Annotated in this window: 15 protein-coding genes; 5 read left to right on the forward strand and 10 right to left on the reverse strand. The window is 38.3% G+C overall.

The genetic code is table 11. From position 1 onward, the window contains the following. Positions 1-69: 69 nt before the first annotated feature. Positions 70-957, reverse strand: coding sequence for a LysR substrate-binding domain-containing protein (locus tag P2E05_RS10290; RefSeq protein ID WP_247047890.1), 888 nt, complete (start codon positions 955-957; stop codon positions 70-72). 166 nt (positions 958-1,123) lie between these two features. On the opposite strand from P2E05_RS10290, the gene P2E05_RS10295 reads away from it, so the two are divergent. Beyond that, positions 1,124-1,738, forward strand: coding sequence for a LysE family translocator (locus tag P2E05_RS10295; RefSeq protein ID WP_196713086.1), 615 nt, complete (start codon positions 1,124-1,126; stop codon positions 1,736-1,738). 2 nt (positions 1,739-1,740) lie between these two features. On the opposite strand, the gene P2E05_RS10300 is transcribed toward P2E05_RS10295, so the two are convergent. From P2E05_RS10300 to leuE, 3 genes are all read right to left on the reverse strand, one after another. Further along, positions 1,741-2,208, reverse strand: a complete 468-nt coding sequence (locus P2E05_RS10300; RefSeq protein WP_154623027.1) for an NUDIX hydrolase — start codon at positions 2,206-2,208, stop codon at positions 1,741-1,743. Positions 2,209-2,216: 8 nt separating this feature from the next. Further along, positions 2,217-2,612: a cytidine deaminase family protein gene (locus P2E05_RS10305; protein WP_154623026.1), complete on the reverse strand. Its 396-nt coding sequence runs from the start codon at positions 2,610-2,612 to the stop codon at positions 2,217-2,219. Positions 2,613-2,811: 199 nt separating this feature from the next. After that, positions 2,812-3,453 (reverse strand): leucine efflux protein LeuE, encoded by a 642-nt coding sequence (leuE, locus tag P2E05_RS10310; protein WP_154623025.1) that lies wholly within the window; start codon positions 3,451-3,453, stop codon positions 2,812-2,814. A 411-nt stretch (positions 3,454-3,864) separates the two neighbouring features. Here leuE and P2E05_RS10315 point away from each other — a divergent pair, with 411 nt between their 5' ends. The 4 genes from P2E05_RS10315 to P2E05_RS10330 all read left to right on the forward strand — a co-directional run bounded on the left by P2E05_RS10315 (position 3,865) and on the right by P2E05_RS10330 (position 6,551). After that, a complete protein-coding gene (locus P2E05_RS10315) occupies positions 3,865-4,680 on the forward strand; it encodes an AraC family transcriptional regulator (protein WP_154623024.1) in 816 nt (271 codons plus the stop codon). 209 nt (positions 4,681-4,889) lie between these two features. After that, on the forward strand, positions 4,890-5,591 hold the full coding sequence (locus P2E05_RS10320) for an AzlC family ABC transporter permease (RefSeq protein WP_154623023.1): 702 nt from the start codon (positions 4,890-4,892) through the stop codon (positions 5,589-5,591). Beyond that, positions 5,588-5,902 carry an AzlD domain-containing protein gene (locus tag P2E05_RS10325; protein ID WP_154623022.1) on the forward strand — a complete coding sequence of 105 codons (315 nt, stop codon included), beginning with the start codon at positions 5,588-5,590 and terminating at the stop codon, positions 5,900-5,902. Before P2E05_RS10320 ends, P2E05_RS10325 begins: the two co-directional genes overlap by 4 nt. Positions 5,903-6,080: 178 nt before the next feature. Next, positions 6,081-6,551: a DUF1456 family protein gene (locus P2E05_RS10330; protein WP_154623021.1), complete on the forward strand. Its 471-nt coding sequence runs from the start codon at positions 6,081-6,083 to the stop codon at positions 6,549-6,551. A 35-nt stretch (positions 6,552-6,586) separates the two neighbouring features. Here the strand turns inward: P2E05_RS10330 and P2E05_RS10335 are convergent, their stop codons facing one another. The 6 genes from P2E05_RS10335 to P2E05_RS10360 all read right to left on the reverse strand — a co-directional run bounded on the left by P2E05_RS10335 (position 6,587) and on the right by P2E05_RS10360 (position 12,608). Continuing rightward, positions 6,587-7,489 (reverse strand): LysR family transcriptional regulator, encoded by a 903-nt coding sequence (locus P2E05_RS10335; RefSeq protein ID WP_272657731.1) that lies wholly within the window; start codon positions 7,487-7,489, stop codon positions 6,587-6,589. 46 nt (positions 7,490-7,535) lie between these two features. After that, entirely contained in the window at positions 7,536-8,237 is a 702-nt protein-coding gene (locus P2E05_RS10340; protein WP_163861791.1) for a phosphohydrolase, read from the reverse strand. A gap of 119 nt (positions 8,238-8,356) precedes the next feature. Next, the gene (gene accA, locus P2E05_RS10345; RefSeq protein ID WP_154623019.1) at positions 8,357-9,316 is read right to left on the reverse strand and encodes an acetyl-CoA carboxylase carboxyl transferase subunit alpha; all 960 of its coding nucleotides are present in this window, start codon (positions 9,314-9,316) and stop codon (positions 8,357-8,359) included. Between the two features lie 129 nt (positions 9,317-9,445). Next, positions 9,446-9,862, reverse strand: coding sequence for a helix-turn-helix domain-containing protein (locus P2E05_RS10350; protein WP_154623035.1), 417 nt, complete (start codon positions 9,860-9,862; stop codon positions 9,446-9,448). Positions 9,863-9,920: 58 nt separating this feature from the next. Next, a complete protein-coding gene (locus P2E05_RS10355) occupies positions 9,921-11,387 on the reverse strand; it encodes an AMP nucleosidase (RefSeq protein WP_420794202.1) in 1,467 nt (488 codons plus the stop codon). Between the two features lie 312 nt (positions 11,388-11,699). Further along, positions 11,700-12,608, reverse strand: a complete 909-nt coding sequence (locus P2E05_RS10360; RefSeq protein WP_154623017.1) for an AEC family transporter — start codon at positions 12,606-12,608, stop codon at positions 11,700-11,702. Between the last annotated feature and the right edge of the window lie 262 nt (positions 12,609-12,870).

Here is a 12,870-nt window from a genome sequence, read left to right on the forward strand (position 1 = left end):
CATAAAATGGTTATGTGACAAAATCTTTATTTATCACATAGGGTTGCTGAAAGAATAAACAAATCACACCTAAAAAAGAGCGCTTTCTGACTGGATCCCCTTGGCACTGGCTTGTAGGTTCTCTTTTAACCATTCACTGAAGAGATATCGCGTACTGCCCATACTCGGCGCTTTAGGCGCAAGTAAATAATAAGCCGAACCATCTTCAATAAACCCTTGAGGAGCGATTAACTGCCCTGATTTGATTTCATCTTCCACCATAAGACATGATGCTATGGTTATACCCTGCCCTGAAGCTGCCGCCTGAATGCACAGATAAAAATGCTCATATGAAACTTGCCTATTGCTCCGCTTAACCTCTCCCATTTGTTGTTGCCATTGCTGCCAAACAGATGGCCGAGAGGCCGGATAAAGTAACGTCATATCATTTGTTTGATTTTGTAAGTCAGCGCTCTGTACTAACCCCATTCTTTCACGACAGATCTCTTCAGCGTAAATACTATCATCCCATTTAAAATCATTACGCCTCAATGCAAGGTCAACACCTGCTTTAGTAAAATCTATAGGCCCCCCCGCTGCAATGAGATGTACCGTAATATGCGGATACGTTCGATAAAATAATGTCAATCGAGGAATAAGCCATTTCATTGCAATCGTTGGTTCACAAGAGATACTAACAACATGGCTATCCTGCTCTTGAGCCAATTCTTGCAGTGTCGTCTCTAATTGGGCGAATATTTCGCGGGTTGTGTGAAATAACTTTTTACCTGCCGACGTTAAAAATACCGCTCGATTACGTCGTTCAAACAGCTCGATACCAATATGTTCTTCCAGCAGACGGATTTGTCGGCTAATGGCACTGTGGGTGACATGGAGTTCATCGGCCGCTTTCACAAAGCTCCCTGTACGGGCAGCGACATCAAAAAAACGTAGTGAAGATAATGGCGGTAGTTTCATTTAAATTATACCGATAAATAGGTAACGAAAACTGACAGATTAGTGTCAGCATAAATCGCTTTTTAGTTAAACACAATCTATTGATAATTAAATTAATCAGTAATTTAAATTAATCAATAAAAAGCAATTTAACGTTATTTTTTATCATCTATTTAAAGGATTTAGAATGAATGAACTTCTTGCAGTAGCAACAATCACGATACTTGCGGTGATGAGCCCGGGTCCGGATTTTGCAATGGTGACCCGTAATAGTTATGTCTATGGAACAAAAATAGGCTTATTCTCTGCATTAGGTATCGCTTTTGGTGTACAAGTACATGTCTTCTACACCATTTTTGGTGTAACACTGGTTATTATGAATTCTCCCATGCTCTTTACTCTCGTGAAACTACTGGGTGTAGGGTATTTGGTTTATATTGGTTTTCAGTCGTTGACCAACAAACATCAAATAAATGTAGAAAGCACTGCTGTGGTGAAGCCAACAACACTGTCCGCTTTTAGAATGGGCTTTCTTACTAATGCATTAAACCCGAAGACCATGCTATTTGTGGTTTCTGTCTATACCCAAGTCATTCAAAGTACAAATTCATTACTGCAAAATTTTAGTTATGGTTTATTTATCTCTTTTGCCCATTGGATCTGGTTTAGTGTAATTGCTTTATTTTTCTCAACACCAACAGTGCGCAGTAAAATTTTAAATTATCAATTGGTTATGGATAAAATCATTGGATTATTATTCATTTTTCTTGGCCTTTCTCTGCTATTTTTCAATACAAAATAATTTTATTTCAATAAATTAGACTCATTAACCATACTTGCCAATTGTAGAAGGTCATCGGGAATATCGAGATTGGCAAGTTCGCTAAACGGAATCCAATCAAATTCCGCATATGGCGTTTCATCTGGAGCAACGAGCTCACATAAATACACCATATCTATATGCCAATGGTCGCCATTAACTTTATCAGGAATAAACTCTTTTAAAATCGCCAAAGGCATGGGTAACGCACAAACATGTTCATTACTTACAACCTTCGTTGTTGTTGGATAAGCACAATCAATAACACGGCAAACTAACCCTGTTTCTTCAAGTACTTCACGTATAACCGCATCCTGTGGCTCTTCATTTTCTTCTATATGCCCCCCAGGTGGGAGCCAAATATTTAATTTACGATGTTTATGTAATAAAAACTCCCCTGAGTGATTACGTATCAATGCTGTCGCTGTGAAATGTTTGTATTCTTGAGCCATATTCGCTTTTATAAACCTCTATCTTGCCCAACTTTCCAATCATAAGGCATCAATTGTTCTAGCGTCACTTGTGTTTCATTATCTACGCCAATCAATGTTTGTTTATTTTTATAAGATAATTGACTAATGAGCTCCCGACACCGTCCACAAGGAGGCACTACATTGCCAGATGAATCAACAGCTACCATCGATTTGATCACAACCGACTTTCCTGCTTTCAGTAATTCCGCGACTGCACCATGTTCAGCACAAAACCCAAGTGAACAAGCAGTATCAATACTGATACCTGTATAAATATCACCCTCTTCAGTTTCAAGTGCAGCGGCGACATAAGCACACTCAATATAGCTATTAATGATCGTTGGCTTCGCATACTTGCGAGCTATTTCGACTAATTTTTTCATATTCAACAGTCCATTTCGTCAGCAAAAAACCTTTTTATTGTATTGTATTTTTTATCCCATTTAACAACGCAATCGTGCGCTATATTCTGTCAGCGCAAGCGAGGCTCTTACTATTTTTTAAAAAAAGAGAACAACGCTGAAAGAATACAGAATACAAAAAAGCCGACACTAAGTCGGCTTCATGAATAAGTATAAGAAACTAGGCTGCTAAGGCTAATTTAGCACCAAACATTAAGAATATAGCGCCAATACAGCTGTTGGATAATTTAGATAATTTTTTGTTATGTTTAACCATATTAGTCACAGCAACAGCACCAAAAATCAGCATTGATAGATAAATCATGCTACATGTTTCAAGAATGGCGCCCAAAATAAAAAAGGGGATACCCGCATTTGGATAGGCTGGATCAATAAACTGTATAAAGAATGACACATAAAAAATAATCATTTTAGGATTAAGCAAACTCAAAAATACCGCTTTTTGATACGTTCCTTTCGTTGCTAACACCATAGCATCGACATCTGCGACAGCCTCTTTCTTATGAAAGACGCTGTAAAGTGTCTTAATTCCTAAGTAAACTAAATAAGTTGCGCCGACATATTTAATAATACTAAAAAAGATTGGTGATGTTTTAACTAACGAAGCAACGCCTAAAAAGGATAAGAAAATCAGTATAGCGTCACCTGAGAATACGCCTAAAGCGGCCTTATAACCATTTTTAACACCATATTTTGCACTGCTAGTTAACACAAATAAAGAATTAGGCCCTGGTACCAATGTAATAAAAATCACACCAATTAAATAAGTCCATAAATTCGTGATACCGAGATTTTCAAGCATAGGAAACCCGCTAACTTAATAAAAGTTATAACAAAAATTAAACATCTCCTGTAGACAATGCCTATGATACACGGGGCTTGAAAACTATAAAAGATATCACTAATCTTAAAATAAAATACAGTCAAATAATCCACAATTTGATTATCAATCCATAATATAATTTCAAATATCTCGCTATAGGTAGACTTATCATTCAACAAAACAACTCAAGTTAGAATCGTATTGAAAAAGGTTTATCTTTTAGTTTTTTATATCAAACTAAACTCACTAACTGAATTTATTATCTGAAATAAAGAGTAAAAGAGTGGGAGTGAAACTTATTACGATTAGCGGTATAAAGTAAGACACGTTTAAGTCAATCTCACTGTGTGCCATACCTCTATTTAAGGTGTTTTAAAAGTAGGAATTTAGATGGAAAGCGCTAATTATTTTCATTTACAAGAGCTGGATGGGTTAGAAATGATACAGGCTCAATACCACCAGCAAAAGTTTTCTCGTCATAGCCACGAAGGTTTTTGTATTGGTGTGATTGAAGACGGTGCTCAACAATTTTTTCGTACTGGTGAGAATCACTATGCTCCTAAAGGCGATATTATCGTCGTCAATGCTGATGAAATTCACACGGGGTCTTCCGCTGTTGAAAGTGGCTGGTCATACAAAGCGATTTACCCTACCCCAGAAATGTTTCAGCGCTTAACCTTAGATTTAAAAAATGACAACTATGGTGTGACACCTTGGTTTCCTAATGCCGTAATTCAGGATGCAGGTTTAGCTGCCCAATTAAATTTATTATTTAACTTATTACTACAACCAGAAAACAGGTTATTCAAAGAAACCTTACTACTCTCTTCACTCAGCTGGCTTATTTTGAAATATAATAAAAACCCGTTTCGACTGAATGATATTACTCCTGCCAGACAACGTATGCAGGATATTTGCGACCTTATGATGAGTACGCCAGAACAAGCGCATTCATTAAGTGAGTTAGCAACAATTGCAGGCTTCAGCCAATGGCATTTTCTTCGACAGTTTAAATTACATACAGGAACAACACCGCATGCCTTTTTAGTACAAGCAAGATTATACAAAGCCAAAAAACTACTTGTACAAGGTGTGAAGCCAGCCGATGTTTCAAACTCTTGTGGATTTTCTGATCAAAGCCATTTTACACGACATTTTAAGCAAGCTATCGGTGTCACACCAAATCAGTACATTCGTCATCTTTAGCATCATCATAGTCTTGAGCGTCGATAAGTTTGATGTTCATAGCCTAATGCTATGCTTATGTATTTAATAATGATTATGACAGCTCCACTATTCATCTTATTTCATCTAATCAGTGATAATTTGTGCTTTGTGAGAGCAATTTTATTCTATCTCGCGACTCACTACGCCAGTATCATAAAAATAACAAGTCGAAAAAAGGTATTAAATCAATGTATTCACAACAACGTAGCCACTGGCAACGTGCTTTTATCAATGGGGCAATGCATATGACCCCTCTAAATTTAGCGGTTATACCATGGGGAGTATTAGCGGGTTCAATGGCCGTTGAAGCAGGACTTTCGTTTTGGCAAAGTGTTGCTATGTCAGCGATGATCTTTGCTGGTGCAGCACAGCTTGTCACTTTAGGATTACTTAATTCAGGGGCTGGTTATCTTACGATCATTATTTCGGTCTTCTTTATTACATCACAGCATTTACTGTATGGTTTAACAATGCGGCCTCATGTAAAAAACTTCTCGACCACGAAGCGTCTTAGTATTGGTTTTTTACTCACTGATGAGCTCTTTGCAATTAGCGCGGCTAAACGCCACCCTCTCAGTTTTTCTTATTTATTTGGTGCTGGGTTTAGTTTTTATATTGTTTGGCTTATCACCAGCCTTTTAGGCATTTTGATGGCCAACTTTATTACTGACCTTAGTCGCCTGCATTTAGACTTCTCTGTTATAGCAACCTTATTAGCGATTGTTGTTCCTTTAACGAAGAAAATAAGCACAATTTGTGGTGTTATTTTTTCATTAGTGACCGCTGTAATACTTTCTCTTTATTCGATAAGTAGTGCTATCGTTATTGCAGGCGTTGGCGGAATGTGTGTCTCTGTTATGGTATCTCGTATGCTTAAGGAAGAAAAATGATCTGGCTCTTGATTATTATACTCACCGTCATTGTATTTTCTTTACGTTACGTTTTTCTAATTCCTCAGCTGCCGATTAGACTGCCGTTGTTTATTAAACAAGCATTGAGTTATTCAGCACCTTGCTTATTAACTGCGATCTGTGCTCCTGTTATTCTTTTAGAAAACCATGAATTGCGGAGTTTTCCTGATAATCCATATCTATGGGGGGCATTATTTTGTGTGATTGCCGCGTCATTACTCAAAAATATGCTATTAACGGTTGGATTAACCTTAGCCTTCTTCTATAGCCTTATATATTTTATTGGCTAACATTCCATGACACGGGATGCGTAAACGTAGACGAAATCATTGTCTTTACGCATCCTCTTATTGATAAAAATAGCATAACGCTCTAGTATGCCCCCCTCAAATCCACTCGGTATTTTTGAATCTCAGCACTGTTGTGGTGATTGATTTAGAAAATCAACAATGACGGAAATCAATAACCATGCTTAATAATTATGTTTTACGTAGCATTCGCTACATGCTAGACCTCAGTAATAATCAAATGGTTGAAATCGTTAAATTGGCTAACTTAACGGTTAGCAAAACAGAAATGATCCATTGGTTAAAAAAAGAGGATGATCCTGAATATGTCGAATGTAATGACAAAGCACTCGCCCATTTTCTTAATGGATTAATTTATTTTCGTCGGGGCAAAAACGAAAACTTTCCAGCGCCCAAAATAGAAACACGCCTTACCAATAATCTTATCCTAAAAAAGCTGCGTATTGCTTTTGAATTAAAAGATACAGACATGATCGAGATCTATCAAAAAGCCGATTTTCGCGTCTCCAAACCGGAATTAAATGCGTTGTTCCGTAACCCTGACCACAAAAATTATCGTGAATGTGGAGACCAATTATTGCGCTATTTTTTAAAGGGTTTGACCGTGAAATTACGGGGTGCTTCTGTCTAAACCAATAGGCCGTTTACGCTTTAATCTATGCAGCTCTACGGGGTCATAGTATCCACTGATTGCATCAAATGCTGCATAAAAGCATCAATTTTTGGTGATAACGAACGGCGGCTTGCATAAATTGCTCGTAATTCAATTGGTGCGGGACTTTCATTAAAGTGAATGACCTCAAGCAACCCTTGCTCTATTTCAGCTTGGCACGGCGCCATCGCTAAAATGGCATAACCAATGCCTTTTAACGCAGCAGCCTTAGCTAAAATACCGCTATTAACACGATATTGACTGTTAATAGTGACTTTTTGGGTATGTTGTTGGTTATCAATAAATACCCAAGGCTGCCCTGATATCGCACTCAAACTTGAAATACAGGGCATATTTGCTAAGTCTGTTATCGCTTTCGGCCTTCCTGTGCGTTCTATAAGATGAGGAGCAGCAACAACAACACTTTGCCACCTTTTAATGACTCGTGAGTGATAACTACTATTTTTCAATTCCCCACGATGAAAAGTGAATAACAAATCAATACCGTCATCAATCACATCTAAAGGCATTAATTGAGTATCACAATGGATGGTTAATTGAGGATGTCGCAACGCAAATTCAGCGATGATTTCTGCTAATAATAGGCTTCCTACCTCACTAGGAATAGTCAACCGAAGAGTTCCTGTTAGAGTCTCACGATGACTGATTTCACTCAATACATCATCCAATTCCGCATACAGATTTTGGCTATGTTTTAAGAGAATCTCACCTTGTTCTGTTAAGCGCATACGTCGTGTTGTTCTTTCAATTAATCGGCAATTAAGCTGCGCTTCTAATTGTTTGATGCAACGACTGACATTGGAGGTTGGCATAGCTAATTGCTGCCCTGCTCGCGCAAAGCTGCCTTGTGAAGCCACAGAAATAAATACTTTTAGTAAATTTAAGTCGACTGACATTTAACGCCTATTACCGTTCTTTATCATATTCAACGAAGAGCAGATGTTAATTAACATCCAATGAAAACCGCGCAATAATATCATCGTCAAATTGAGCGATATTCCCGCTTAACTCTGCACTTAATTTCGCCATAAATTGAACTAAATAGTTCGCATTCTGTGTTGCCAGTAATTTACCCACTGGCGTTTGCATCGTTTCTGGGAGTTTTAATAACTTTGCTTGGAAATGATCTAATGCCCAACGACTATCATCCAATGCTCTATTTTGGGCAAAAGGATCATCCCCATCAAATAATGTGCGATTAAGCTGACCACTAACGGCAAATACTCTTGCTAAACCAATGGCCCCAAGCGCTTCTAGCCGATCGGCATCCTGCACTATTTTTGCTTCTAGTGATATCGGTTCAACATTGGCACTAAAACTATGGGCAATAATACAGTGAGCAATAGCGTCATGATAGTGCTTAGGTAAACTCGGAAAATGTGTTGTTAAAATACGAAGAGTTTCCGTTGCACTCAAAGATGATGCTTGGCTTCTTTGTGGATGATCTTTTGGCAAAGTCACAACATCATGGAAATAGCAAGCAACCAACACGACCAAAGGGTTAACTTGCTCTGACGCTCCCATCAATGTTTGTGCTGTACGCCAAACTCGCCTGAGATGGAAAATATCATGGGCATTATCATGGTTAACCCAATTCTTTAATAAGTAATTATCAAACTCACTCGCCCAGTGATCAATATCCACAGTATCCCCCGCTGTCTGCTGGTATCGATGGATATCACTATATCACGCAAGTATCGATTTTATCTTTCCTTTTACTTCTATCCACAAAACACACAGGCAATTTAGTCAAATTCATCACATTAACAATAACCAATAGCCATAATTTTTTGATAACGTTCCGCTAATAAAGTTTCCATGTCCAGTTTATTTAGTATTGCAAGGTCAGTCAGGAGTTGTTGTTTTAAATTTTCCCCTGCCTGTGCATAATCGCGATGCGCGCCACCAAGTGGCTCAGCAATAATAGCGTCAATAATATTAAGCTCTTTCAGTCGTTTCGCTGTCATACCCATGATTTCAGCCGCAACTTGTGCTTTTTGTGCATCTTTCCAAAGAATCGATGCACAGCCTTCTGGTGAGATGGCTGCATAAGTGCTGTATTCCAACATATTAATCCGATCACCGACACCAATAGCTAATGCACCACCAGAACAACCTTCTCCGGTGACCACACAAATAATGGGGGTTTTTAAATGCGACATTTCTTGGATATTTCTCGCTATCGCCTCCGCTTGCCCCCGCTCTTCAGCACCAATTCCTGGATAAGCTCCCGCTGAATCAATGAATATCACAACCGGCAGATGAAAACGCTCTGCCATTTTCATTAAGCGCAATGCTTTACGATACCCTTCAGGTGAAGGCATACCAAAATTTCTCATCACTTTTTCTTTCGTGGTACGCCCTTTTTGTTGGCCAATAACCATAACAGGCTGACCTTCAAGACGCGCTAAACCACCAACAAGCGCCTTATCATCTGCAAAAGCTCTATCTCCAGCTAACTCTTTAAACTCAGTAAAAATAAGCGAGATATAGTCAAGGGTATAAGGCCTCATGGGATGCCTAGCTACTTGCACAATTTCCCAAGCACCTAGCTGCGAAAAGATTTTTTTCGTTAACGTAAGACATTTTTTCTCAAGTAATTTAATCTCTTCATCAAAATTAATATCAGACTGTTGGCTATTATTTTTAAAAGCCACTAAAGCGTCGATTTTTTCATTAAGTTCGACAATTGGTTTTTCAAATGCGAGAAAGTGAGCAGACATATGACCCTTTAAATCAATACAGTGATGATCCAAGTGTAGTTAAGATCTAAAGGGCTTTCTATGCATGATAATGGGATAGATTGTTATCAAAAATGGGATAATCCCATCTAACAGTCAATAAAATATGACCTATTTATTGAGTTTTCTATTCGTTCGTAAACCTATCGACATAATTTTTTGAAATTTAGAGCATTCAAGATGGTTTTCTTCAGGGCACTGCGCGATATGCAATATGCCATTCTTCAAAACAGTCAGGTCTTCAATCATTTTTTGAATTTCCTCTGCTTTGGCTATTAAATGGCTGCGATCAATACTTGGACCCGTTTTTTGGTTCAACATAGCCCCTATCTCATCGAGCGAAAATTTAGCCTCACGCCCCAAAGAAATCAGTGATAAGCGAGTCATGACCTCTTTAGCATGATAAACTCGTTTTAAGCCTTTACGACCAATCGGAGTAATCAACCCTCTTTCTTCATAATAACGCAGCGTTGATGGCGGTAAGCCTGATAACTCACTGACTTTAGAAATATCTAGTTCATCAACCATATCGTTAATAACTCGCTTAATCACATCTCAACATGACTTAATGACTCGCGATTAGACCCTATCTAAAAGGAGGCTCATCAAATGTTCTTAACTTTCTTGAGTGTAACTTATCACCTTCTTGTCTCAACAAGTCAATGGCTCGAATTCCGATCTGTAAATGTTCCGAGATAGCCCCCTCATAAAAACTATTGGCTTGTCCCGGTAACTTTATTTCGCCGTGTAATGGTTTATCTGAAACACACAACAATGTGCCATATGGCACCCTAAAACGATAACCTTGCGCAGCAATTGTTGCGCTTTCCATATCTACGGCAACCGCACGACTTAAGCTAAAACGTCGAGCTGTCGCAAAAAAACGCAATTCCCAGTTACGATCATCGGTTGTGACAACCGTTCCTGTCCGCAAGCGTTGTTTAACTAATTCGCCCGGCATATTGCTAACTTGTTTCGTTGCATCGTACAGCGCTCTTTGTACCTCAGCGATACTTGGAATGGGAATATCCGGTGGCAATACATCATCTAGAATATGATCATCACGCAAATAGGCATGCGCTAATACATAATCACCGATTTTTTGGCTTTCACGTAGCCCGCCACAATGGCCTATCATTAACCATGCATGAGGCCGTAATACCGCTAAATGGTCACAAATATTTTTAGCATTTGATGGCCCAACACCAATATTGACTAGCGTAATTCCTACACCATCTTTTGCTATCAAATGATATGCTGGCATTTGGAATTTCTTCCAAGTAAGGTCAGATGTTGCTGTTTGTGGATCGGCATTTTCTGCCGTTAAATAGTGATGACCAACACAGGATAATGCGCTATAACGGCTATTAGGATCCCGTACTTGTTCGCAAGCCCAACTGACAAACTCATCAACATAGCGATTATAGTTGGTAAATAAGATATAGGGCTGGACATGTTCCGGTGGAGTGCCTGTGTAATGTTTAAGTCTCGCTAGCGAAAAATCCACACGTAATGCATCGAAGTGTGAAAGCGGCATTTCATCCGTCGCTTGAACCAAACCATCTGTTATATCATCACTGATATCGGCCAGGTCTGTAATAGGGAAATGAGTGGCAAGGCTACTACTCATACTTCTATCTAGCACTAAATCTGAACCATCGATAACAAATGGGTATGGCACTTCTGTTTGTGATGGGCGAACAGAAAAAGTGATATCATAATCCTGCTGTAAAATACCCAACTGCTCAGTTAAATACTGACGAAATAAATCAGGTTGCGTAATCGTGATGCTATACTGCCCTGGTTTGACAAAACGTGCATATGCTCTCGTTTTTTCGCAGTGGTCGACTTGTCCTCGCCATTCTACACACAACTCTGGATACGCAAATAACCCTTTTTTTCGAGCCTCTGCACTAGGCAACTGCCCGCTATTAATGTAGGCCGCAATCGAATTTCTTAAGGAATCAATGGCGTTGGTATATAGCAATGACAGCTTGTCTAATACCTCATCAATAGACAAATTTTCATATTTTTGGCATTTTTCTAAAGACACGCATAACCCCTTATCGGATAACATTGTTTCTCTGTTACGCAGTGTATGTCTTTAGCATTTATCAAACAAGCCTCTCTACTTATAATCTACAGATGAACATTCTCTTTTACGAGACGAATATATATTCGCGGTTTATTGTCTGAAAATAAGCCACTTGTAGGCTTACTTATGTTAAATTCTACTGCTTGGTTTTTATCTGACAACACTCTTTCAGCCTACATTTCAACCATTATTTCCAGTAATAATCCGATATATAAATAAAGTACTCATCATAATGAATACTTTATTTAAGCCGGAAATAATAAAAACGAGTTAATGTATTATCTGAGTAAGCACTAAAGGTAATGTGATTACCGCAATTACCGTCTGTAATGTGATAATTCCAGCCATAAGCTGACTATCACCATTTAATTGACGCGTTAAAATATATGCTGTAGGTGCCGTAGGTATCGCAAAGAAAATGACAAATAGCACCGTTTCAAACTCAGGTAATGAAAAGAGTTTCGCAGTGAAAACAGCTAAAACAGGCATAGCTAACAAACGTAACAACGTTGAGGTCATTAAAGGTTTAAATTCTTTTCTCAGTGTTGATGTTTGCAATGCAGCTCCAATACAAATTAGCCCCAATGGTAAGCTTGCCGCTGCAAGTAATTTTAATAATTGGTCTGACCCAAAAGGCAACCCGATTGGCGATAGATTCAGTAAAATACCAATCAAACACGATAAGATCAGTGGGTTTTTAATAATAGGTAAAAACAGTTGCTTAAAAGAGACTTTTGAACCCGATGTTAATGCTAATACAGCAATAACATTACAACTTGGCACTAATATAGCCATAATAACGGCAGCAATGGCGATCCCATCAGTTCCAAATAAATCAGCAATAATAGCAAGGCCTAAATAGGTATTAAACCGAGTGATACCTTGAATATGCGCACCAAATCGAGGTATTGACATGTTAAAAATGAATTTAAAAATTAAAACTAATACACTGCTTATTGCTAGAACAAAAAATATTGCTCCCGCTAGATATGGTAATTTAGGGCTATCAAGCGGTGCACTACCTAAACTATTAATCAGCAAAGCTGGAAACAAAATAAAATAATTCAATTTTTCAGCGCTGGGCCAAAAGTCCGTTGATATCATTGACGAACGACGCAGCACGAACCCCATTGCTATCAATGCAAACAGCGGCCATAAAACTAATAATACCTGTTCCATATTTTTATACTTTACTGTCGTTAATAACTGTTAACCAATAAGAAGCAACACTGTATCGTTAACAAAATGTGACAGTTAGGTAAAAGTGGCGCTATTTTCTTATTGATATACTGTCATTGAAGATATTTATGAAAAGTGTATGACACCTCACATTTTTGTTTTTATACAGCAGAAGACAAGCATAGTTTTTACATTGCTCTATCTGATCATGGCATGGCAAATTACTGTACTCCCCTATAAATACAGCGATTTCCGATAGTAT

The sequence above is a fragment of the Providencia stuartii genome, from assembly GCF_029277985.1.
In the GTDB taxonomy this organism is placed as follows: domain Bacteria; phylum Pseudomonadota; class Gammaproteobacteria; order Enterobacterales; family Enterobacteriaceae; genus Providencia; species Providencia zhejiangensis.